Source organism: Stenotrophomonas sp. SAU14A_NAIMI4_5 (assembly GCF_003086795.1).
Classification (GTDB): Bacteria; Pseudomonadota; Gammaproteobacteria; order Xanthomonadales; family Xanthomonadaceae; genus Stenotrophomonas.
The window spans coordinates 3,436,054-3,458,192 of the sequence record NZ_CP026003.1 but is presented as its reverse complement, the minus strand read 5'-3'; the positions used below and the strand labels follow the sequence as shown (position 1 = coordinate 3,458,192).

Genomic DNA, 22,139 nt, shown 5'->3' with positions numbered 1-22,139 from the left:
CGTCCCCGCCTATTGGCGGGGACGCACCACCCGGTACCGCCCGTTTTCACCCATGCCCGCGCCGCGCGTTTCCACGTTGGCGCACAACTGCTCCTTTCCGCACAGCACCACATCGGCGCGGTTGTAGGCGCGCAGCAGGTCGGCCTCGATCTGGCTGCGTTCGATCTCCGTCTGGTAGCGCCCCCCCAGCCAGACGGCGCCGCCCAGCAGCACCGCAACTGCGGCCACGGTGATGGCCAGGCTCTTCCACAGCACACCGCGTGAAGCCAGCTGCAGGCGCTTCACCTCGGCAGACAATCCATCGATGCTGCGACCGACATGGTCGGCCGATGCGGCCAGTTGCTGCTCATACGCACCCACCGGCCCCAGCAAGGCCTGCTTGACGGCCGCAGCGCCCTCGCCGCTGAGGCCGGCAATGGCGGCATCGGTGCCGGCACGAAGCTGGCCGGGCAGCGACTGCGTCAACCCGTTCAGTGCGGTTGAGAGCTGTGTCTGCTGCTCGCTCATTTCCGTGCACAGTCGTTGGTAGCGCTCCATCAGCAAGGCCGTCTTGCTGATCAGGTCTTCGAGTTGCCGTTCATCCATGAAGCTGTCTCCGGTACTTCAACGGCCCACGGCCGATGCAGCGTGTTCTTGTTGGCTTGTCTGCTGGGCGGCCTGCTGCTGCGGCTGCTGGGCCGAGCTCTGCGCGTGCTCGCGCGCCCGTTCCTCGGCGTTTGCCTGGTTGCGCACCTGGGTATCCAGCGCCTGCCCGGCATTGAGCGTGGACGCCTGTTGGTTGAGAACCTTGAAGCGATCGGGATCTGCGTTGAGCAGGTCATTCAATCGATTCCCCAGGGGGGACTCGCTGTGGAAGCTGGGGTTTTCCCGCCTGGGTCCGCCGTCGGAGCCGGGGGCATTGCGGTGCTCGGCAGGGTTGAACGCAGGAGTTGCGTGCTTGGCGGCTGCTTGGCGCTGTGCGTAGGCACCTGACTCATCCGGACCACGGATTGCATCCACGGCATCCATTGCAAGGCCGGGAGCCCCGCGAGCAATCACCGTGGCGGTGGAACGCACTTGGTGAATGCTGGTGCGATAGGCATCGACGCGGCGCTGGTCGTCAGGATCGGTGATGCGCGCCGAGGGATTTTCGAGCACCGATTTGACCTGTACGCCATTTTCAACGTGATCGACAAAGTGCTTCATCCGATGGGAATCACCCAGCGCACCTGCTGCGAGGGGTTTAATGGCCTCGCTGGCTACTCCGCCAAGCACGCGGGAAGCGAAATCGGCATGGCGCAGCGTCCTCAGCTCGCTGGGAAGCGCGTACATCTCGACACTGCCGTAATGCCTGCCCCCCGCACTGACGAAATCACCGGCCATTACATGATTGGTGAAAGGCGCAGCGTTCGTGGGCTGGCCTGCTGGAATGCGATAACCCAGGCTGTTGGCGCCATAGGGATTGAAGGCTTCGCCGGGCAGGTTGTAATGGTGCGCGGTGACCTGGGCCAGAGCTCCCCCGAGCGAGTGTCCGGTGACGGATACTTTCGTACCATCGCGGTCAGCCATTTCCTTGGCCTCACGCGTGAGTTCCAGGGCGTCCTTCAATTGTCCATTGAAGCGGGTGGTGACCATCCCGAGGTCGATCGCGCCGTCCTTGAGCGGCTCGCGGTCAAATTCGGTGCCGCGATGAGCGACGACGTAATCGCCGGTTTCCACGTTTTTATAGATTGTGCCCTGATAGCCGCTTGGCAGGTCCATATGCTTTACAGGAACGAATTCCTGATCGCCGATGTTGATGTGCTCAGGCTCCCCATCCTTGTCCCTCTTGGGAGCTTGATAAGTTGCGTCAGACAATCCGGCATGGATTCTAGAGTTCATTCTTCATCCTTCCTTGTGATGATTGATATGCTGTACGAGAAAAATTTACTTCGGTCGGTGGCGCTGATTTCCTTCTCAAATCTGGACTCAGAGAAGTCACTGGCGGGATAGATCTGACCGTCATCCAGAAGTGGCCTGATCTCCTTTGAGTTGTAACGGGTGACTTTTTTCTTTTCCGGCGTTGTGCTGATGCTGAAGTAAGTGAAGGATTCAGTGCGGCGTGTCTTGAGGCTTGCGCCGACGTACTGGACGTCCCATGAGCAGACGCCATGGCCAAAGTAGTCCTTGCTCGCCATTCCATCGCGGAAATAGGTTCCGACATATTTATCTGGAGCAATCTTCCTGAAGGGAATCGTGAGCAGATGCTTTTCGATCCCGTACCTGACGCCCTCGAAGTTGTCGATGGGCGGCAGGCAGCTCTCATCCGCGATCACATAACCCACCGCGACGGTTGACAGGAACATATCCTCAGGCGCGTCATGCGTCGTGATGACGACCTCGTACGCCTCCTTCGGCGACGGATTGGCCTCATACGGCGGCGGCGTGCGCTCCTTGCTTGCACACGCCGCAAGCAGCGGCAACGTCAGGAGCAACGCGTAAAGTGCCTGCGGGATACCCAGCGCACTGAACAACTTCCCTTCGAGTTCCTTCATCATCCGGTCGAGCGTCCTTTTAGTGCCCAAACGATACGGCTGCGAATGGGGTCTTTTCAAATCGACATGGCTCTGTGGCGGAATGTGTGATGGCCATCACATGTCAGTAGCCAAATTCAGGCAGTGCTGTCACGGCGCCGCGGCTCAGCCTAGCTACGGCAGCATCGGCGCTGGCCAGGAACTGCGCGGGTAGTGACGGTGCAAGCCCGCTCAACGCGGCCGACAGCTGCGAGTGCTGCTGGCCCATGTCCGTGCACATCCGCTGGTAGCGCTCCAGCAGCAGGGCGGTCTTGCTGATCAGATCTTCCAGTTCGCGTTCATCCATGAGCGTGTCTCCGCTGGGTCAACGGTGCATGGCCGAGGCTGCCTGTTCCTGTTGTGCGGCCTGCTGGGCGACCTGTTTCTGGCTGTGCGGGCGCGCCCGGTCCTCGGCATCCACCTGGGACTGCGCCTGCTGGTCCAGCGCCTGGCCAGCATTGAGCGTGGACATCTGCTGGTTGAGGACCTTGAAACGGTCGGGGGCTGCGTTGAGCAGTTCATTCAAGCGCTGGCCCAACGGGGAGGCCGTCTGGAACTCTGGCTGCTCGCGTAGCGGTCCGCCGTGGGAGCCCGGCGCATTGCGTTGCTCGGCCGGATTGAACGGATGCGCGGCAAGCCTTGCTGCCTCCGCCTGGCGCCCGGCGGAGGCACCGGGTTCATCCGGGCCGCGGAGTTTGTCGACGGCGTCCAGCACCAGGCCGGGCGGGCCACGGGTAATCACCGTCGCGGTGGCGCGCATCTGATGGATGCTTGTTCGATAGGCATCGACCCTGCGCTGATCCTCGGGATCTGTGATCCGCGCCGAAGGGTCATCCAGCACCGACTTGATCTCGACGCCATTCTCGACGCGATCGACAAAGTGCTTCATCCGGTGCGAATCGGACAGAGCGAGTGATGGCAGGGGGTTGCCACCTGTGCCGCCTAGTCCGCCGGCCAGGCGGGAGGCGAGCTCCGCATTACGCAACAGGGTGAGCTCTCCAGGCGCGGCATACATCTCAATGCTGCCGTAATGCTTGCCTGCGGCGCTGACGAAGTCACCGGCGGTGACATGATTGACGAAGGGCCGCATTCGCAGGCTGGCCACTCGGGATGCGATAGCCCAGGCTGGCCGCACCATACGGGTTGAATCCTTCGCCCGGGAGGTTGTAATGATGTCCGGTGACTTGTGCCATGCACGCGCCGAGCGAGTGGCCGGTCACCGAGAGTTTGGTGCCATCTCGTTCGGCCATTTCCTTGGCCTGTCGTGTCAGCTCCAAAGCATCCTTGACTTGAGCGTTGAATCGCGTCGTGACCATGCCGAGATCGACCGCGCCATCCTTCAGCAACTCGCGGTCGAACTCGGTGCCACGGTGAGCTACGACGAAGTCGCCTGTCCTCACACTTCTGTAGATGGACCCTTGGTAGCCGCTGGGTCTGTCGAGGTGGCCAACTATCTCGAATATCTCACCTCCGGCCTCAGCCCGAGGCGGGCTGCCGTCCGGAGTGGGCGCTGGCGCGCTGTAGGTGTGGAATGAGAGATCTGCCGCAGCGTTCCTGCTCATGGTTGGGGTTTCCTTTCGCCAGCCGATATGCTGTACGAGAAGAATTTTTCATGTTCCAGTGGAGATACTTCTTCGTCGAACATCTCTTGTGACCAGTCCCTTGATCGATAGACCTGTCCGTCGTTCTTCCAAGGGCGGATTTCCTTCAGTGCGTACCTTGTTACGGCTTCTTTCTTGACGAGGGGCGTAAGTATGGTGAAGTACGTGTAGGCCTTGGAAGCAGGGGTCTTGAGAACAGCTCCTACTGTCTGTACGGACCATCGACACTTACCGCGTCTGTAGTAGTCCTGTTCCAGCATGCCGTCGCTGAAGAAAATTCCGGTGTACTCGCGTTTTCCCGTCCTCTTGATTGGAACTTCCAAAGTGTGCGTGTCCGGTTCATAGCGGACCCCTTCGAAGTTTTCTATTGGCGGAAGACAGTCCTCGTTTTCAATCGCGTAGGTCACTGTTGCGGACGATGCATACATGTCCTCTGGCGCATCATGCGTAGTAACCACCACCTCATACGCCTCTTTCGGCGAAGGATTGGCTTCATACGGCGGCGGTGCGCGCTCCTTGCTCCCGCACGCGGTCAGCAGCGGCAGTGATGCCAGAAGTAGAGGGCAGAGCGCGCGGCAGGCAACACGCGCATTGATTTGATGTCCGTCGAGTTCCATCATCAACCGGCTCAGCATCCTTGAATGTCTCCACAATACGGCTGGGGATGGGCGGCAATCAAATCGACAAGGCCTCAATCAAGATTCTGTGATGAAAATCACATCGTTAAGGCTTGGATCAGATTCAGGCGCCATACCTGTCGGTCAAATGCGTCAGTGGCGCGATCACAACCGACCCAGTCGATGTCGTATTTGCCTCGGTCTACCCTCTTTGCGACTGCACCCATGCACGTGTGGGGCGGCTCTGCCCCGTGTCTGCAGTGGCCACGATCTTGATACGAGGAAATTCTGCTGGCGCGGTGCGGATAGTCGGCGTAATGCTGTTCGCCAGTCAGACAGATGCCGTCTGACATGACGTTCTTATTTTTCAGGAGAAGGAGTTCCATGAAGATGTTCCGTACTGCCCCGTTGTGTTTCGCACTGGCCACGAGCCTGATGTCCGCCACCGCGATGGCGTCCGGCGAACAGGTGCTGATGCCAAGGTTCGATGGCTATGTCAAAGCCTTTGAGGCGTCTGATCCGAAGACCGGCGACATCACCGAGTTCGTGCCCAAGGGGCAGACGGTGGAAGCCTGGACCGACATGATCACGGTCAATATCGCGCCGAATTCTGCGGGGGTCTCACCACGAGACTTTCTCGGCTTCATGGAAGCCGGCTGGCGCGGTGCCTGCCCGGACACGCAGGCGAACTGGCTGCGTGAGGGTCAGGAACACGGCCGCCCGATGGCGGTGCTGATGCTCAGTTGCCCACTCAACCCCGCTACCGGCAAGCCGGAAACCTCCTGGATCAAGGGCATCCAGGGGCAGGAGGGCTTCTACACCGTGCAGAAGGCGTTCCGCACCGAGGTGAAGGAAGCTGACGTGGTGACCTGGGTGAAGTGGCTCAGTGGCGTGATGTTGTGCGGTAGCGGCGAGGGGCCTGCGTGCCCGGGCGACGGCCGCTGATAACCCGCAGTAAGGGCCTGATTGCCAGTGGGTCTGACCCGCGCGACACGGCTGCCCTATGGTGGCCGTTTCCCGGATGGAGTCAGGTGCGATGAGTGACCCGCAGTGGCGACTGGAAACCCTGGCCGTGCATGGCGGCTACCGGCCCGACCCGACCACGCGTGCGGTGGCGGTGCCGATCTACCAGACCGTGGCCTACGCCTTCGATGACACCCAGCACGGCGCGGACCTGTTCGACCTGAAGGTGCCGGGCAACATCTACACCCGCATCATGAACCCCACCACCGATGTGCTGGAACAGCGCCTGGCCGAGCTGGAAGGCGGCATCGGTGCACTGGCGCTGGCCTCGGGGCAGGCGGCCATCACTTATGCCATCCAGACCATCGCCGAGGCCGGCGACAACATCGTGGCAGCCAGCGCGCTGTATGGCGGCAGTCTCAACCTGCTGGCGCACACCCTGCCGCAGTACGGCATCACCGCGCGCTTCGCAGATCCGGCGGACCCTGCTGCGTTCGCCGCGCTCATCGACGAACGCACCAAGGCTGTGTTCGTCGAATCCATCGGCAACCCGCGCGGGAATGTCACCGACATCGCCGCGATCGCCGAGGTGGCGCATGCGGCCGGCGTGCCGCTGATCGTCGACAACACCGTGGCCACGCCGTTCCTGCTGCGCCCGTTCGAGCACGGCGCCGACATCGTGGTGCATTCGCTGACGAAGTATCTGGGCGGCCATGGCACCAGCCTGGGTGGCGCGATCGTTGATTCGGGCCGCTTCGACTGGGCCGCGCAGCGCACGCGCTTCGCCCGCTTGAACGAACCCGACCCCAGCTACCACGGCGTGGTCTACACCGAAGCGCTTGGCCCGGCGGCGTACATCGGCCGCGCGCGGGTGGTGCCGTTGCGCAACACGGGTGCAGCGCTGTCGCCGTTCAATGCCTTCCTGATCCTGCAGGGCATCGAAACCCTGGCCCTGCGCATGGAGCGGATCAACGCCAACGCACTTGCGGTGGCGCAGTACCTGCAGGCGCACGCCAAGGTGGCGTGGGTGCGTTATGCCGGCCTGGCCGACGACCCCGAACATGCCGCCGCGCAGCGCTATCTGGGCGGGCACGGCTCTGGTGTGCTGACCTTCGGCCTGCCTGGTGGCCGCGATGCAGGCGCACGCTTTCTGGATGCGCTCAAGCTGTTCACCCGCCTGGTGAACCTCGGCGACGCAAAATCGCTGGCCACGCATCCGGCCTCGACCACGCACCGCCAGCTGGATGCCGACGAACTGGCCCGTGCCGGCGTCAGCGAGGACACCGTGCGGCTGTCGATCGGTATCGAACACATCGGCGACCTGCGCGCCGACCTGGAGCAGGCGCTGGCGGCGGCCTGATAGCTGCAGGCTTGGTCGTCATCGCCAGCGGCGATCACCACACGGGGCAGGATGGGTTACGGTGGAACTGCCTCTCCAAGGCGTGGCAGAACTGGCAATCCCAGCAAGACGAATCCCCGACGGGTGCGGGCCCGCCGGGGATTTTTTTGTGTCGACCAAGGTCGACACCTACCAGTGCAGATCCAGGTCAGAGCCCGTTACGCAGCAACGGGATCCGACCCCGTGCCGACCAACGGTCGGCACCCACCAACATCAGCAGTTCCAACATCAGCATTTCCGACAGCCGCGGGAAAGTGTCGAAGGCGGGGTGGGTCCGGTGGCAGGGGTGTGAGCGGCATGGATGCCGCGACCAAGCCCCCATGGATGGGTTTACGGCGTCCCCTGCCACCGGACCCGCCCCGCCATCCCACGGACAGTCAGCTTTTGACGTTGAAGTTGACGTTGATTCAGCAGGTGCAGGGCTGCAAGCCCTGCCACGCCCCACCCCTTAAACCACCGGGATGCTGTGCTGCCCCAGGTTCCGGTACGGCGGCGTCGACATGATCATCTCCGCCAGCGAATACGCCAGCTCGCGCTCGGCCATCACCGTGCCATCGGCACCGTGTTCCAGCAGATGCTTCACTTCCGCATCGCTGTGCGCCCGGGCCAGCAGGGTCAGGTCCGGATTGATCGCCCGCAGCTTGGCCAGCGCCTCACCGGCTTCCAGCGGTTGCGGAATGGCCAGCACCGCGATCTTCGCGCGCTCCGGATGGGCCTCGGCCAGCACCCGGTCGGCGGCGGCACTGCCGCGGATCGCCGCCAGGCCCTTGGCGTGCGCCTGCTCGACGTGTTCCTTGTTGTCATCGATCACCAGCACCGGCACGCCACGGTCGCGCAGCACCTGCGCCAGCTCGCTGCCCACGCGGCCGTAGCCGATCACGATGGCGTGGCCATGCAGGTCGCGCGAGGGGCCGGTGGCCTCTTCGGGCTCGGCCGCCTGCGGCGACTGCTCCTGCTTGGCCTGCCAGCGGTCCAGGAGGCCGAACACCAGCGGATTGAGCATGATCGACACCAGCGCACCGGCCAGCACCAACGACTGGCCTTCCTTGGGCAGGATCTGCAGCGCCACGCCGAGGCCGGCGATGATGAAGGCGAATTCGCCGATCTGCGCCAGGCTGGCCGAGATGGTCAGCGCCGTGCTGGTCGGGTGGCCGAAGGCGCGCACGATGAAGAACGCTGCCGCCGACTTGCCGAACATGATGATCGCCACCGTCGCCAGCACCTGCCAGGGGTGCTGCACGATGATGTTGGGGTCGAACAGCATGCCGACCGACACGAAGAACAGCACCGCGAACGCATCGCGCAGCGGCAGCGAATCGTGCGCCGCCTTGTGGCTCAGTTCGGATTCGTTGAGCAGCATGCCGGCGAAGAACGCGCCCAGCGCGAAGGACACGCCGAACAGCATGGCCGAGCCGAACGCCACGCCCAGCGCGATGGCCAGCACCGACAGGGTGAACAGCTCGCGCGAACCGGTGCCGGCGATGCGCTCCAGGATCCACGGAATGACCCGGCGGCCGACCACCAGCATCACCGCCACGAACAGGCCCAGCTGCACGAAGGTCCAGCCGATGTCGGCCAGCACGCTGCCGAGGGTGTGGGTTTCCTTGGCGGCGTCGGGGCCGAACACACCGGCCAGCACCGGCATCATCACCAGTGCCAGGACGCAGGCCAGGTCCTCGACGATCAGCCAGCCCACGGCGATCTTGCCGCGCAGGGTTTCCAGCAGGCGGCGTTCTTCCATCGCCCGCAGCAGCACCACGGTACTGGCGGTAGCCAGCGAGAAACCGAAGATGACCCCGTGCAGGGCCGGCCAGCCCATCAGCCAGGCCACGCCCCAGCCCAGCAGGGTGGCCACGGCGATCTGGCCGATGGCACCGGGGATGGCGATGGCCTTCACCGCCATCAGGTCCTTCAGCGAGAAGTGCAGGCCGACGCCGAACATCAGCAGCATCACGCCAAGTTCGGCCAGCTGGTTGGCCAGCGCCTGGTCGGCGACGAAGCCGGGGGTGAACGGGCCGACGCAGATGCCAGCCACCAGATACCCGACCAGAGGAGACAAGCGCAGCTTGTTGGCCAGCGCGCCGAAGATGAAGGCGAGCCCCAGGCCAACGGCCACGATGTTGATCAGGTCGGTGTCATGGTGCATCGGCACTCGCAGGAAATCGGGGGGGATGCCCCGATTTTCACCGATGCGGCCACATACGGCAAACCCGCCGGCCACGTGCCGCGGCCGTCGGGTTTGCCCACGCATTTCTCCTCTACCCCCGCCTTCGGCGCGCCCCTTCAACAAGAAGGGGCTCTCCTCCAGATACGGCAAGGGTCTGCCGGCCAGCGGCCGGCACTACCACCGAGATGCCCGTTACCCCTTACCAGTTGTACTTGATGCGGCCGTACACATACGCGCCGTTGAAGCCGAACGGCGAGTAGTTGCTGTAGGGCAGCATGCCGAAGGTCGAGTTCTGCAGGTCTTCGGTGCGGTCCGGGTACTCGTCCAGCAGGTTGTCGGCGCCCAAGGTCAGGGTCCAGTTGCTGCTCGGCTTGTAGCTCACCGACGCGTCCAGCACCCACTTGTCGCCGTAGGTCTGGTCGCGCAGGGCGGTAGCCGAGTTGCGCACGGTGAACTCGCCGTAGTGGGTGGCAGCCAGGCCCAGTTCCCAGTGGTCCGAACGCCAGGTGCCGCTCAGCACGGTCTTGTCGCGCGGGTAGCTGTCCTCGATGCGGCCGATCTCATCACGGCCGATCAGCGACTGGGTCAGGCCCAGGGTGCCGAACACGGCCGGGGTGCCGCCGACGCGCTGCACCTTGGTGTCGTTGTAGCTGTAGGCCGCGGTCAGTTCCAGGCTGCTGGCCGCGAACGGCACGGTGTAGCTGGAGACGAAATCAACACCGCGGGTGCGGGTGTCCAGGCCGTTGGTGAAGTACGAGAACGCGGTCACCTGCGGCAGGCCCAGCGTGCCCAGCAGTGCGCTGGTGGCGGCGTTGGTGGTGATGCTGGACGACAGCGCGATGCGGTTGTCGATGTCGATCTGGTACGCATCGACGGTGATGTACAGGCGGTCCACCGGCTGCAGCACCAGGCCCAGGCTGTAGGACGTGGACGTTTCCGCCTTCAGCGGCGAAGCGCCCAGCGCCTGTGCGGCCTGGCTGGTGGTGGGGAAGGTGCCGCGTTCGACGAACACGCCGTTGGTGAACTGGCTGGTCACCGCCTGGTAACCCTGCTGGGCCAGCGACGGGGCGCGGAAACCGCTGGAGGCGGTGGCACGCAGCGCGACCTTGTCGGTGAAGGCATAGCGCGCCGACAGCTTGCCGGAGAAGCGGTCACCGAAGTCCGAGTAATCCTCGTAGCGGCCGGTCACGCCGGCGGAGAACTTGTCCGTCAGATCCGCTTCCAGGCCGGCATAGACGGCGTAGTTGTGGCGGTCGGCGTGCACTTCATTGGTGGGGGTGAAGCCGGCGAAGCCCTGCGCACCGGTGCCGGTGTAGGAGTTCAGTTCGCCCGGGTTCTGGTCCCACTTTTCCTTGCGGTATTCACCACCGAAGGACAGGGTGACCGGATAGGCCAGGCCCCAGTCCAGCGACTTGGTGAAGTCGGCATTGAAGATGTCCTGCTGGTACTTCAGCGTGCCGTCGTAGAACGAGCGCGGGCTGGTGGTGCCCAGGCTGTAGTTGATGCTGTTGCGGGTGTTGAAGTCCAGGGTGTTCTCGCCGTGGTTCAGGCTGAGGTCCCAGGTCCAGCCGCTGTCGGTGTTGCCCTTGACGCCGGCCACCAGCGAGCGGTCCTTCGAGTACTGGTTGATCTCCGGCACGTAGCCGTCCGGGTAGATCTGCGACAGCAGCGCGGTCTGGCTGCTGTGGTTGGGCGAGCGGTAGAACGCGAACGAGGTGATGTCGCGGTTGCTGAGCAGCGCGCTGGCGTAGCCGGTCACGTGGTCGCTGAAATCGAAGCTGCCGTTGAGCGAGGCCGCGGTGGCGTCCACGCGCGGGTCGCCGACGACGAAGGTGGTTTCACCGATGGCCGGGAAATTGCCGGTGTTCGGAGTGGTGCCACGGTACGGGCCGGCGCGGTTGCTTTCGTCCTGCTGGCTGATCTGGCCGGCGACGTGCACGCGGCCACGGCCGTTGGCGAACTCGACGCCGGTGTCGCCGGAGAGCTGGTACTTGTTGCCGTCACCGGCCGAGTACTGGCCGTAGTCCACGGCCAGGCTGCCGCCACTGCCGCTGCCCTTCAGCACGATGTTGATGACGCCGGCGATGGCGTCCGAGCCGTACTGGGCCGAGGCGCCGTCACGCAGCACTTCCACACGCTCGATGGCGGCGATCGGGATGGCATTGATGTCCACCGCGGAGGAGCCACGGCCGATGGTGCCGTTGACGTTGATCATCGCCGAGGTGTGCTGGCGCTTGCCGTTCACCAGCACCAGCACCTGGTCCGGCGAGAGGCCGCGCAGCTGCGCCGGGCGCACGCCGCTGGTGCCGTCGGTCAGGGCCGGGCGCGGGAAGTTCAGCGAGGGCAGGGCGCGCGACAGCGCGGTGGCCAGTTCGCCGGAACCGGTGGACTGCAGGATTTCCGGGGTGATGATGTCGATCGGCGACTGCGACTCGGCGACCGTACGGTCGGCCACGCGGGTACCGGTGACGATCACCGTATCGAGGGTGTTGGCGGCGGTGCCGGTCTGCTGGGCAGCAGCGGCGAACGAAGCGCCACCGAGTGCGACAGCGATGGCGGCGGCGATCAGGCTGGTCTTGCGGTTCATCGGGGTGGGGCTCCGGTTGGCGGGAACTGGCACCGGAATCGACATCACGGGGGTGAGGCGGACGACGGTTGTTGCGGTGCGCAATACAGCAATTAACGGGAATTTAAGCAGCTGTCAAATGCGCGTCATGTGAAAAAACGTTGCAAAAGCAAGCATTTAGCTGTGGCGGGCATTGGCGGGGGAGGGGCCCGGGAGGCGCGCGGACTCGACGAGGGAGAGATGTGGAGCGACCGCGTCGCTTCCCGGGGCGCGTCAAGTATTCGTTAACGCTAGAATTGCGTCGCAGGAACAGTGCTCACCAGCACATTCCATTCGGTTATATGGACGCCTTCCCCGATGATTTCGCTTCGTAATTTCGCCTTGCGCCGCGGCGAGCGGCTGCTGTTGTCCAATGTCGACCTGACCCTGCACGCCGGTTACCGGGTGGGTGTGGTCGGCCGCAACGGTGCTGGCAAGTCCAGCCTGTTCGCGGCGGTGAAGGGCGAGCTGGAGGCGGACAAGGGCGACGTCGACCTGCCCGGCAAGGTGCGCATCGCCAGCGTCGCCCAGGAAACCCCGTCGCTGCCCGACCCTGCGCTGAGCTTCGTGCTGGGCGGCGATACCGAGGTGGCCGCGGTGCTGGCCGCCGAGGCCGACGCTACCGCCCGTGAAGACTGGGAAGCCGTGGCCGAGGCGCATACGCGCATGGCCGAGCTGAACGCCTACGACGCCGAAGCGCGTGCCGGCAAGCTGCTGCACGGCCTGGGCTTCCCGGCCGAGACCCACCACCGCGCGGTGTCCTCGTTCTCCGGCGGCTGGCGCGTGCGCCTGAACCTGGCACGCGCGCTGATGATGCCCAGCGACCTGCTGCTGCTCGACGAACCGACCAACCACCTCGACCTGGACGCGGTGTACTGGCTGGAACAGTGGCTGCTGAAGTACCCGGGCACCCTGCTGCTGATCTCGCATGACCGCGAGTTCCTGGACAACGTGGCCACCCACACCCTGCACCTGCATGGTGGCGGCGCCAAGCTCTACCCGGGCGGCTACACCGATTTCGAGCGCCAGCGCGCCGAACAGCTGCGCCAGCAGCAGATCGCGCACGAGAAGGAACAGGCCGAGCGCGCCCACCTGCAGAGCTTCATCGACCGCTTCAAGGCGCAGGCCAGCAAGGCCGCGCAGGCGCAGAGCCGCATGAAGCGCCTGGCCAAGCTGGCCGGTACCGAAGCGGTGCGTGCCGAGCGCGAGTTCCGCATCGAGTTCGCACCGCCGGCCAAGCTGCCGTTCTCGCTGATCCGCCTGAACCACGTCGAGGCCGGCTACGGCGCCGATGCGGTGATCCTGCACAACGTCGGCTTCGGCCTGGAAGCGGGCCAGCGCATCGGCCTGCTCGGCCCCAACGGTGCCGGTAAGACCACCCTGGTGAAGACCCTGGTGGGCGAGCTGATGCCGATTGCCGGCGAGCGCTCGGCGCACCCGGACCTGAAGATCGGCTACTTCGCCCAGCACACGGTGGAATCGCTGCACGAAGGCCAGTCGCCGATGGAGCACTTCCGCGAGATCGCCCCGGATGCGCCGAACCAGTCGTTCCGCGATTTCCTTGGCAAGTGGAATTTCCCCGGTGACCGCGCGTTCGAACCGGTCGATGGCTTCTCCGGTGGTGAGCGCGCGCGCCTGGCGCTGGCGCTGATCGCGTGGCAGCAGCCGAACGTGCTGCTGCTCGACGAACCGACCAACCACCTTGACCTGGAAATGCGCGAAGCGCTGGCCGAAGCGCTGGCTGATTTCGACGGCGCCATCGTGATGGTCTCGCATGACCGCCACCTGATCGGCCTGGTCTGCGACACCTTCTGGCGCGTGGCCGATGGCGTGGTCGAGCCGTTCGACGGCGACCTCGATGCCTACGCCGCCTGGCTGCGTACCCGTCCGCAGGCGCAGGGCACCAAGGCGCGCATGGAGCAGGTGGAAGAGCCGGTGGTGGTCAAGACCGCCCCGGTGGCGCAGGTGGTGCAGAAGAAGCCGGCCAACCCGCACAAGCTGGCCGCGGCCGAAACCAAGGTGTCCGAGCTGGAAAACAGCCTTGCCGAGCTGGACCGCCAGCTGGCCGACCCGGCCAACTACGCCGATGCCACCCGCATGGCCGTGCTCGGCCGCGACCGCGAAACCACTGCCGCGCAGCTGGAAAAAGCCGAAGCCGCGTGGATGGAGCTGCTTGAGTCGTAACCCCGCGTTCGCCGGGCATGGCCCGGCGCTACCATTGCCGCCGATGAAGGTAGCGCCGGGCCATGCCCGGCGAGGTTACCCGCCCTGCGCCTGCAGCCACTCGCGGAAGCGGCGGGCGGGTTCGCGTTCGGCGCGCGAGCGCAGCCGCGTCAGCCAGTAGCGGCCCAGTTCCAGCGTGGTCGCGAACGGCTGCAGCAGGCGGCCTTCGGCCAGTTCCTGCTCGAACATGCGCAGCGGCAGCAGGGCGACGCCGGCGCCGCCAGCCGCGGCCATCGCCACGGTCAGAGACGAATCGAATACCGGGCCACGCGCTTCAACGCCGCTCACCCCGGCCGTCTGCAGCCAGCGCGGCCATTCGTCGCTGCGGTAGGAGCGCAGCAGCGGCACGGTGCCCAGGTCGCGCGGCTGCTTCAGCCGTCGCGCCAGCGCTGGTGCACACAACGGCGCGAACGGCGCATCGAGGATCGCCGTACAGGCCTGGCCCTGCCAGTCGCCGTCGCCGAAGCGGATCGCCAGGTCCAGGCCCTCGCCAGCCAAATCGATTCGGTTGTTGTGGGTCTGCAGGCGCAGCTCGATATCCGGGTGCGCCGCTTCAAAGGCCGCCAGCCGCGGCAGCAGCCAACCGGTGGCGAAGGTGCCGACCACGCCCAGGGTCAGCACTTCGCGCGCCGGGCCACCGGTGTAGCGGGCGATGCTGGCCGAGATGCGCTCGAAGGACTCATTGAGCACCGGGAACAGCGCCGCGCCCTCGTCGGTGAGGGCCACCCCGCGCGGCAGGCGGTGGAACAGGCGGATGCCCAGCCGGTCTTCCAGCCCGCGGATCTGGTGGCTGAGCGCGGCCTGGCTGACGCACAGCTCCAGGGCCGCGCGGGTGAAGTTCTGGTGCCGGGCGGCGGCCTCGAAGGCGCGCAGGGCGTTGAGCGGCAGGGTAGGATGCAACATGCGCAGGTGTGAGCAGCGATGATGGCTGATCGTAGCAATGCGGGCGTCATCTGCAATGCATGGGGGTTTTCTTGCAGAAGGCACAAGAAAAATTCATGTCGCTCCAGATTCCTGCGGATGCGTCGATATAGGACTTCTACGAAATTCTGCAGTTTGGCGGTTGGAGGCCATGGCCCCACCGGTACGCTGACCGTCAGCGCACGGACGAAATTGCTACCAGGGAGCACTGGATGAGTACGGTTGAACCCACTTTCATGGGCCGCATGGGACGGTTTGCAGTCACATCGGGTATTTTCCTCGCCATCGCTACGGCGGTGTTGTCTCTGCAGGGCAGCCTTTACCGCAGTGCGTATCTGGGAACGTTCGGCATCGATCCGCTCCAGTTCCCCATCGACAGCGGCGGACTTGAACTGATGATTGCCCATGGATGGGTTGGTTTCAGCGCTACCGTGCTGGAGAACATCGGCCCCGGCTTGTACTCAATGGCTCGTGAAACCTGGTGGGTGCTGCTGCTCGTTGCAGCAACGGCGTTGTCTTCGCCCTTATGGGGCCCCCTGTTCAGAAAATCACCGGTGGGTGCCGCAAGTGGGCCGGCAAGCAGGGTGGGGGCGCTGGCCGAGCAGATCCGTGCGACTCTGCGCCGTCCTCCAATGACCTGGCCCTGGTATGGCCGGCTGCTGGGCGCGGTGTTCATGTGGATCGCAGGTCCCGTGACCGTTGCGTTGGCCCTGGTGATGATTGCAGTGGTGGCATTGTTCGGTCTGATGATGGTCGCAGTGCCCTTTGAATCTGTGGGCGAGCGGAGTGCGCTGCAGTTCTGCGCGAAGGATCCCGGATCAATTGCCTGGGCGGAGTACCAATCTGTAGGCGGGGGCGAACCGATCCAGGCGCCCCTTATCGAGTGCGGCGGAACCTATTGCGCCGTCATTCCGGAGCGGCATGTAGAAGTCCTGCTTGCCAGCCGATTGATCCGGGTCATACCAGGGGCGGTGATCGACGCGACCAAGGTGGATGCAGCGAGGGCCGGGGCGAGTTTTTGTCCCGCAAGCCTGGACAAGCGATTGAAACGCGTTTCTCGTGATGAGAAACCTTGATGGCAGCATGAACGAGAATCAGCTGGTCGCTGGGTTCTGCATCAGGAAAGATGCTCGCATGTCCCCGAAGAGCCCGCCCATGCACGCCCGTCGCCGATTCCTGCAGTTCAGTGGTGCCGCCCTCGCATCTTCCCTGCTTGCGCCCGCAATGGCGCGGGCCGCTGGCCCCGCGCCCGGTGCGCCTGCCGCGATTGCCAGCGCCGCCGATTTCGCCGCGCTGGAAAAAGCCAGTGGTGGCCGCCTGGGCGTGACCGTGCTCGACACCGGCAGTGGCCGTCGCATCGGCGGGCATCGCCAGGACGAGCGCTTCCCGATGTGCAGCACGTTCAAATCGATGCTGGTGGCCCACGTGCTGAGCCTGGCCGACGCCGGCCGCGTCTCGCTGGACACCCGCGTGCCGATCGCGGAAAAAGACCTGCTGTCCTACGCCCCGGTGGCCCGCCGCCACGTCGGCAAGGACCTGAGCGTGCGCGACCTGTGCCGCGGAACGCTGACCACCAGCGACAACACCGCTGCCAACCTGCTGCTGGGCGTGAATGGTGGCCCGTCGGCGCTGACCGCCTTCCTGCGCGCGCAGGGTGACACGGTCACCCGCAACGACCGTTACGAGCCGGACATGAACCGGTTCGCCAAGGATGATCCGCGCGACACCACCAGCCCCGCGGCGATGGCGACCAGCCTGGCCCGCTTCGCAGTGGGGGATGGTCTGTCGGAAAAATCCCGGCTGCAGCTCGCCGACTGGCTGATCGACAACCAGACCGGCGATGCCTGCCTGCGTGCCGGCCTCGGCAAACGCTGGCGGGTGGGTGACAAGACCGGCAGCAATGGCGAGGACACCCGCAACGACATCGCCGTGCTGTGGCCGCGTGCCGGCGGTACGCCGTGGGTGGTGACGGCGTATCTGCAGGGGGCCTCGGTGGACGATGACCAGCGCGCGGCGGTGCTGGCGCGGGTCGGTGCGCTGGCCGACGCGATGATTGCCTGAGACCCCCGCAGCAGGGCGCTGCGGTTTGCGCCTGCCGGGCATGGCCGTTAGGGTTGGGGCATGAATGTACGTGCCCCTCTGCTTTCCGTTGCCGCGCTGTGCACCCTGGCCGCCTGTTCGCAGCAGCCGCCTGCGATCAACCACGACCTGTCCACGGCCCCGGCCGATGCGTTCATGGCGGCCATCGCCGCCCACTGCGGGCAGGCCTACGCCGGCAAAGTGGTGGAAGACACCCCCGCACCGACCGGCGAGGATCCCTTCGCCGGCAAGCGCCTGGTGATGCATGTGCGTGGCTGTGCCGACCCGGGGCACGAACTGCGCATCCCCTTCCACGTCGGCGATGACCATTCGCGGACCTGGATCGTTACCCGCACTGAGAACGGGCTGAAGCTCAAGCACGACCACCGCCATGCCGATGGCAGCCCGGATGCGATCACCCTGTATGGCGGCGACAGCAAGCCGCCGGGCACCGCCGAGCGCCAGCAGTTCCCGGCCGATGGCGAATCGGTGGCGATGTTCCGCCGCGCCGACATGCTGGCCTCGACCCACAACACCTGGGCGATGGAGATCGAGCCGGACCAGCGCTTCGTCTATGAGCTGACCCGGCCGGAGGGGCGCCGCTTCCGCGTCGAATTCGACCTCAGCAAGCCGGTGCCGCTGCCGCCGGCCCCGTGGGGCGACCAGGCCCCGGCCGCGCCCTGACCGCTCTATCCGGTAGCGCCGGGCCATGCCCGGCGGCTTTTCTGTGCTTGACCGCGCTGCTGCGCTCGCCGGGCATGGCCCGGCGCTACCGCTCAACGGGTACCGAAGCGCGCCCGGCAGCCGTTGCTCACCCACACCTGCCCACGCGAATAGCCCCAGCTGCGGCCTTCCTGGCAGGCGCTGCCGGACAGCTGCTGCTGCAGCACCGGGCGACCCTGGCGTTCATCCCAGTCGCAGTTCTGGGTGCGATTGTTGTTGCTGCTGCAGGTGACGGAGTAGTTGCTGTTGCCGCCGCCCCAGTTGCCGCCATTGCCGCCGCCCCAGCCGCCACGCGATTCGGCGAACTCGCCGCGGCAGCCGCGGTTGACCCAGATGCTGCCGCGGCGCACGCCCCAGGTCTGGCCCTCCACGCAGGCCGAGCCGGAAATCTGCCGGACCAGGGTCGCGCCGCGCCAGTTGGTCGGGCAGGTGCGCTCGCGGTTGTCCTGGCTCTCGCAGCGGATGGTGCCGCCGCTGCCGCCGCCCCAATTGCCGCCATTGCCACCGCCCCAGCCGCCGCGGCCCTCGACGAACTCGGCCCGGCAGCCATTGGTGACCCAGATGCTACCGTTGCGGCTGCCCCAGGTGCGGCCCTCCACGCAGGATGAGCCGGACAGCTGGCGCACCATCTGCGCGCTGCGCCAGCCGGTGTTGCAGACCCGCTCGCGGTTGTTCTGGCTCTCGCAGCGGACGACGCCGTTCTGCGCAGCGGCGGGGGCGACGGGCAGGGCGAAGCCGGCAAGGCCGCCCACGGACAAGGTCAGGGCCAGGCTGGCCAGGGACAGCGGTTTCATGGCGAATCCCCATACGGTGTGTGGTGCGCGACTATAAGGACGGGGCGGATAAAGCCCGTGTGACTGTCCGCATTTGCCCCGGCCGGGGCCTCGGCCGCAGAATACGGGGCTTTCCGGTCCCCGTCGGGCGCCGGCGTTCTCCAGCGGAGCTTCCCCCCATGCGTACCCACTTCTGCGGCCTGGTCGATGAGACCCTGATTGGCCAGACTGTCACCCTCGCCGGCTGGACCGACGTGGCCCGTAACCAGGGCGGCGTCTGCTTCATCGATCTCCGCGATCATGAAGGCATCGTGCAGGTGACCGTCGAGGTCGACAACGCCGAAGTGTTCGCCGTGGCCGCCTCGCTGGGCTACGAGGACGTGCTGCAGGTCGAAGGCGTGGTGCGCGCCCGCCACGCGGTGAACGACAAGATCGCCACCGGCAAGGTGGAAGTGATCGCCACCGCCATCACCGTGCTGAACAAGGCCGCCCCGCTGCCGTTCCACGCGCATGAGAACCCGGGCGAAGACACCCGCCTGAAGTACCGCTACCTGGACCTGCGCCGCCCGGAAATGCAGCGCATGCAGCGCACCCGCATCAAGCTGGTGCAGGCCCTGCGCCGCCACCTGGACGAGCGCGGCTTCCAGGACATCGAAACCCCGATCCTGACCAAGGCCACCCCGGAAGGCGCCCGCGACTTCCTGGTGCCGGCGCGCATGCACCCGGGCGAGTTCTACGCCCTGCCGCAGAGCCCGCAGCTGTTCAAGCAGATCCTGATGGTGGCCGGCTTCGACCGTTACTACCAGATCGCGCGCTGCTTCCGCGACGAGGCCCTGCGTGCCGACCGCCAGCTGGAATTCACCCAGCTGGACATGGAATTCGCCTTCGTCCGCGAGCAGGACGTGCAGGACTTCGTCGAGTCGATGATCCGCGCCATCTTCAAGGAAGTGGTCGACGTCGAGCTGGCCGCCACCTTCCCGCGCATGACCTGGGCCGAGGCGATGCGTCGCTACGGTTCGGACAAGCCGGACCTGCGCATCGCGCTGGAACTGGTGGACGTGGCCGAGCTGGTCAAGGACAGCGAGTTCGCCGTGTTCACCGGCCCGGCCAATGACGCCGAAGGCCGCGTGGCCGCGCTGCGCATCCCGGGTGGCGCCACCCTGTCGCGCAAGCAGATCGACGAGTACGCCGCGCACGCCGCCAAGTACGGCGCCAAGGGCCTGGCCTACATCAAGATCGCCGACAACGGCGAAGTCAGCTCGCCGATCCAGAAGTTCTTCAGCGAAGCATCGTTCGCCGCCCTGGTCGCCCACGTCGGCGCCGGCAACGGCGACATCGTGTTCTTCGGTGCCGGTGGCTACAACAAGGTGTCCGACTTCATGGGCGCCCTGCGCCTGAAGGCCGGCAAGGACTTCGGCCTGGTCGCCGACGGCTGGGCCCCGCTGTGGGTCACCGACTTCCCGATGTTCGAATGGGACGACGAAGACCAGCGCTACGTCGCCCTGCATCACCCCTTCACCGCGCCGGCCGTGGATGACATCGCCGACCTGCGCGCCAACGCCCGTACCGCCGTGTCGCGCGGCTACGACATGGTGCTCAACGGCAATGAAATCGGCGGCGGCTCGATCCGTATCCACCGCCCGGACATGCAGAGCGCAGTGTTCGAGCTGCTGGGCATCGGTGCCGAAGAGGCCCGTGCCAAGTTCGGCTTCCTGCTCGACGCGTTGAACTACGGCGCACCGCCGCACGGCGGCATCGCCTTCGGCATCGACCGCATCGCCGCCCTGATGGCCGGCACCGAGTCGATCCGCGACGTCATCCCGTTCCCGAAGACCACCGGTGCGCAGGACCTGATGACCGATGCGCCGTCGCCGATCGTCGATACGCAGCTGGCCGAAGTGCACATCCAGGTTCGCCCCAAGACCAACTGATCAGGAGATCCAGGCAATGACCGAGTTTGCGTTTTCGCTGGAGTGGGAAAAGCTGGGCAATGAAGGCTCCGAGGCCAACCTGGTCACCGAGCGTGCACGCGTCTTCGGTGGTTGGCTGGTCCGTGTCGGAAACAACCCGGCGGCGATGGCCCTGACCTTCGTCGCCGACGGCGAAGGCCGTTGGGACGGTGAAGACTTCGGCGTCGAGGATTACGAGGACGACGAAGAGGAAGAGTTCGACGAGGACGAGGAAGAAGAAGGCGAGGACGAGGACGAAGAGGAATACGAGGAAGAGGACGAGGAAGAAGAGGACGAAACCGAGTCGTCGGAACGGGCTTGACCCCGACCGTCGCCCTGGCGTCCACTCGACCCATGTATTCCATCCGCCGCGCCACCGTGGACGACGCGCCGACCCTGTCGGCGCTGGCTGCCCGCACGTTCACCGAGACCTTCGGCCATCTGTACCCGCCGCAGCACCTGCAGGACTTCCTCGAGGAGTCCTACACGGTGGAACGGCAGCGCACCATCCTGGGCCACCCCGATTACGCGGTGTGGCTGCTGGAGATGGACGGGGAGGCGGTCGGCCATGCCGCCGCCGGCCCCTGCGGGCTGCCGCACCCGGACGTGAAGCCCGGTGACGGTGAGCTCAAGCGCCTGTACCTGATCAAGTCCCAGCAGAGTTGTGGCTGGGGCAGCCGCCTGCTGGAAACCGCACTGGCCTGGCTGGAGCAGGACGGCCCGCGCACCCTGTGGCTGGGGGTGTGGTCGGAAAACTTCGGCGCCCAGCGCTTCTATGCCCGCTACGGCTTCGAGAAAGCCGGCGAATACCTGTTCCCGGTCGGCGAAACCAACGACCTGGAATTCATCCTGCGCCGGGTTCCGCGTCCGGCGTGAGATGTTCACCGGCGCTTGCCGGTCGATTCTGTTCAATCACCGTACGTCCCGCCCCGCCGAACGCCAGGCTGTAACGCATGACTCCCCCCGTACTGCTGCTGCACGGCATCTGGAACGCCCGCGCCTGGGTCGGGCCACTGGCCTGGCGCCTGCGCGCCCGTGGTTTCCAGGTGCATACCTTCGGTTACCCCTCCATCTTCGGTGGCCCCGATGTGGCCGTGCCGCAGCTGCTGGAGCGGCTGGCCGACGCCGGCCCGCTGTCGCTGGTCGGCCACAGCCTGGGCGGCCTGCTGGCGCTGGAGGCCCTGCGCCGCCAGCCGCAGCTGGACGTGCAGCGCGTGGTCTGCCTGGGCTCGCCGCTGCGCGGCAGCGGCACGGCGCGCTCGCTGTCCGACCATGGCTGGGGCCTGGCCCTGGGGCGCAGCAGCGAACTGCTGCTCGATGGCCTGCCCGACTGGCAGGGCAGGGCGAAGGTCGGCCTGATCGCCGGCTCGGTGCCGCACGGGCTGGGCAGCCTGCTGGGGGCGCTGGATGACGTATCCGACGGCACCGTGGCCCTGGCCGAGACCCAGCTCCCGGGCCTGGCCGACCACTGCGTGGTGCGCACCAGCCACAGCGGCCTGGTGGTATCGCCCGATGCCGCGCGGCAGACCGCGCATTTCCTGCGCCACGGCCAGTTCGACCACAGCCGCGACGCCGCGGCCGCGTAGGT

21 protein-coding genes are annotated in these 22,139 nt (G+C 65.8%); 10 read left to right on the top strand and 11 right to left on the bottom strand.

What is annotated here, in order from left to right; genetic code table 11:
* Nucleotides 1-9 precede the first annotated feature (9 nt).
* The 7 genes from C1925_RS16025 to C1925_RS21000 all read right to left on the bottom strand — a co-directional run bounded on the left by C1925_RS16025 (nucleotide 10) and on the right by C1925_RS21000 (nucleotide 4,752).
* Nucleotides 10-543 carry a hypothetical protein gene (locus C1925_RS16025; protein ID WP_159097543.1) on the bottom strand — a complete coding sequence of 178 codons (534 nt, stop codon included), beginning with the start codon at nucleotides 541-543 and terminating at the stop codon, nucleotides 10-12.
* 60 nt (nucleotides 544-603) lie between these two features.
* On the bottom strand, nucleotides 604-1,860 hold the full coding sequence (locus tag C1925_RS16020) for a hemolysin (RefSeq protein WP_108769748.1): 1,257 nt from the start codon (nucleotides 1,858-1,860) through the stop codon (nucleotides 604-606).
* Nucleotides 1,857-2,513, bottom strand: coding sequence for a hypothetical protein (locus C1925_RS16015; protein ID WP_159097542.1), 657 nt, complete (start codon nucleotides 2,511-2,513; stop codon nucleotides 1,857-1,859). Before C1925_RS16015 ends, C1925_RS16020 begins: the two co-directional genes overlap by 4 nt.
* A gap of 103 nt (nucleotides 2,514-2,616) precedes the next feature.
* A complete protein-coding gene (locus C1925_RS16010; protein WP_108769746.1) occupies nucleotides 2,617-2,838 on the bottom strand; it encodes a hypothetical protein in 222 nt (73 codons plus the stop codon).
* 18 nt (nucleotides 2,839-2,856) lie between these two features.
* Nucleotides 2,857-3,636, bottom strand: a complete 780-nt coding sequence (locus C1925_RS16005) for a hypothetical protein (RefSeq protein ID WP_159097541.1) — start codon at nucleotides 3,634-3,636, stop codon at nucleotides 2,857-2,859.
* Nucleotides 3,587-4,093 (bottom strand): hypothetical protein, encoded by a 507-nt coding sequence (locus tag C1925_RS16000; protein WP_108769744.1) that lies wholly within the window; start codon nucleotides 4,091-4,093, stop codon nucleotides 3,587-3,589. Before C1925_RS16000 ends, C1925_RS16005 begins: the two co-directional genes overlap by 50 nt.
* Nucleotides 4,090-4,752 carry a hypothetical protein gene (locus C1925_RS21000; protein WP_159097540.1) on the bottom strand — a complete coding sequence of 221 codons (663 nt, stop codon included), beginning with the start codon at nucleotides 4,750-4,752 and terminating at the stop codon, nucleotides 4,090-4,092. The genes C1925_RS16000 and C1925_RS21000 overlap by 4 nt, the downstream gene beginning before the upstream one ends.
* A 381-nt stretch (nucleotides 4,753-5,133) precedes the next feature.
* Between C1925_RS21000 and C1925_RS15995 the strand changes: the two genes are divergently transcribed.
* Together C1925_RS15995 and C1925_RS15990 are read left to right on the top strand one after the other, a co-directional pair.
* Nucleotides 5,134-5,694 (top strand): hypothetical protein, encoded by a 561-nt coding sequence (locus C1925_RS15995; RefSeq protein WP_254051336.1) that lies wholly within the window; start codon nucleotides 5,134-5,136, stop codon nucleotides 5,692-5,694.
* A gap of 91 nt (nucleotides 5,695-5,785) precedes the next feature.
* Nucleotides 5,786-7,072, top strand: a complete 1,287-nt coding sequence (locus tag C1925_RS15990) for an aminotransferase class V-fold PLP-dependent enzyme (RefSeq protein WP_108769743.1) — start codon at nucleotides 5,786-5,788, stop codon at nucleotides 7,070-7,072.
* Between the two features lie 487 nt (nucleotides 7,073-7,559).
* On the opposite strand, the gene ybaL is transcribed toward C1925_RS15990, so the two are convergent.
* A complete protein-coding gene (gene ybaL / locus C1925_RS15985) occupies nucleotides 7,560-9,257 on the bottom strand; it encodes a YbaL family putative K(+) efflux transporter (protein ID WP_108769742.1) in 1,698 nt (565 codons plus the stop codon).
* A 220-nt stretch (nucleotides 9,258-9,477) separates the two neighbouring features.
* Nucleotides 9,478-11,865 (bottom strand): TonB-dependent receptor, encoded by a 2,388-nt coding sequence (locus C1925_RS15980; RefSeq protein ID WP_108769741.1) that lies wholly within the window; start codon nucleotides 11,863-11,865, stop codon nucleotides 9,478-9,480.
* 336 nt (nucleotides 11,866-12,201) lie between these two features.
* Here C1925_RS15980 and C1925_RS15975 point away from each other — a divergent pair, with 336 nt between their 5' ends.
* Entirely contained in the window at nucleotides 12,202-14,067 is a 1,866-nt protein-coding gene (locus C1925_RS15975; RefSeq protein ID WP_108769740.1) for an ABC-F family ATP-binding cassette domain-containing protein, read from the top strand.
* Between the two features lie 75 nt (nucleotides 14,068-14,142).
* On the opposite strand, the gene ampR is transcribed toward C1925_RS15975, so the two are convergent.
* Entirely contained in the window at nucleotides 14,143-15,009 is an 867-nt protein-coding gene (gene ampR / locus C1925_RS15970; protein WP_108769739.1) for a LysR family transcriptional regulator AmpR, read from the bottom strand.
* A 230-nt stretch (nucleotides 15,010-15,239) separates the two neighbouring features.
* Here ampR and C1925_RS15965 point away from each other — a divergent pair, with 230 nt between their 5' ends.
* The 3 genes from C1925_RS15965 (at nucleotide 15,240) to C1925_RS15955 (ending at nucleotide 17,790) form a co-directional block, all read left to right on the top strand.
* A complete protein-coding gene (locus tag C1925_RS15965; RefSeq protein ID WP_159097539.1) occupies nucleotides 15,240-16,103 on the top strand; it encodes a hypothetical protein in 864 nt (287 codons plus the stop codon).
* Between the two features lie 79 nt (nucleotides 16,104-16,182).
* A complete protein-coding gene (gene blaL2 / locus C1925_RS15960; protein ID WP_108769737.1) occupies nucleotides 16,183-17,088 on the top strand; it encodes a L2 family extended-spectrum class A beta-lactamase in 906 nt (301 codons plus the stop codon).
* Between the two features lie 60 nt (nucleotides 17,089-17,148).
* On the top strand, nucleotides 17,149-17,790 hold the full coding sequence (locus C1925_RS15955) for a hypothetical protein (RefSeq protein ID WP_108769736.1): 642 nt from the start codon (nucleotides 17,149-17,151) through the stop codon (nucleotides 17,788-17,790).
* 92 nt (nucleotides 17,791-17,882) lie between these two features.
* Here C1925_RS15955 and C1925_RS15950 read toward each other — a convergent pair whose 3' ends face one another.
* Nucleotides 17,883-18,623, bottom strand: a complete 741-nt coding sequence (locus tag C1925_RS15950) for a DUF3011 domain-containing protein (RefSeq protein WP_108769735.1) — start codon at nucleotides 18,621-18,623, stop codon at nucleotides 17,883-17,885.
* Nucleotides 18,624-18,781: 158 nt separating this feature from the next.
* Here C1925_RS15950 and aspS point away from each other — a divergent pair, with 158 nt between their 5' ends.
* The 4 genes from aspS (at nucleotide 18,782) to C1925_RS15930 (ending at nucleotide 22,137) form a co-directional block, all read left to right on the top strand.
* Nucleotides 18,782-20,533 (top strand): aspartate--tRNA ligase, encoded by a 1,752-nt coding sequence (gene aspS, locus C1925_RS15945; RefSeq protein WP_108769734.1) that lies wholly within the window; start codon nucleotides 18,782-18,784, stop codon nucleotides 20,531-20,533.
* Between the two features lie 16 nt (nucleotides 20,534-20,549).
* The gene (locus tag C1925_RS15940; RefSeq protein WP_108769733.1) at nucleotides 20,550-20,873 is read left to right on the top strand and encodes a DNA primase; all 324 of its coding nucleotides are present in this window, start codon (nucleotides 20,550-20,552) and stop codon (nucleotides 20,871-20,873) included.
* A 32-nt stretch (nucleotides 20,874-20,905) separates the two neighbouring features.
* Nucleotides 20,906-21,427, top strand: coding sequence for a GNAT family N-acetyltransferase (locus tag C1925_RS15935; protein WP_108769732.1), 522 nt, complete (start codon nucleotides 20,906-20,908; stop codon nucleotides 21,425-21,427).
* 77 nt (nucleotides 21,428-21,504) lie between these two features.
* Complete coding sequence (locus C1925_RS15930) at nucleotides 21,505-22,137, top strand: alpha/beta fold hydrolase (RefSeq protein WP_108769731.1); 633 nt, start codon at nucleotides 21,505-21,507, stop codon at nucleotides 22,135-22,137.
* Nucleotides 22,138-22,139 lie beyond the last annotated feature (2 nt).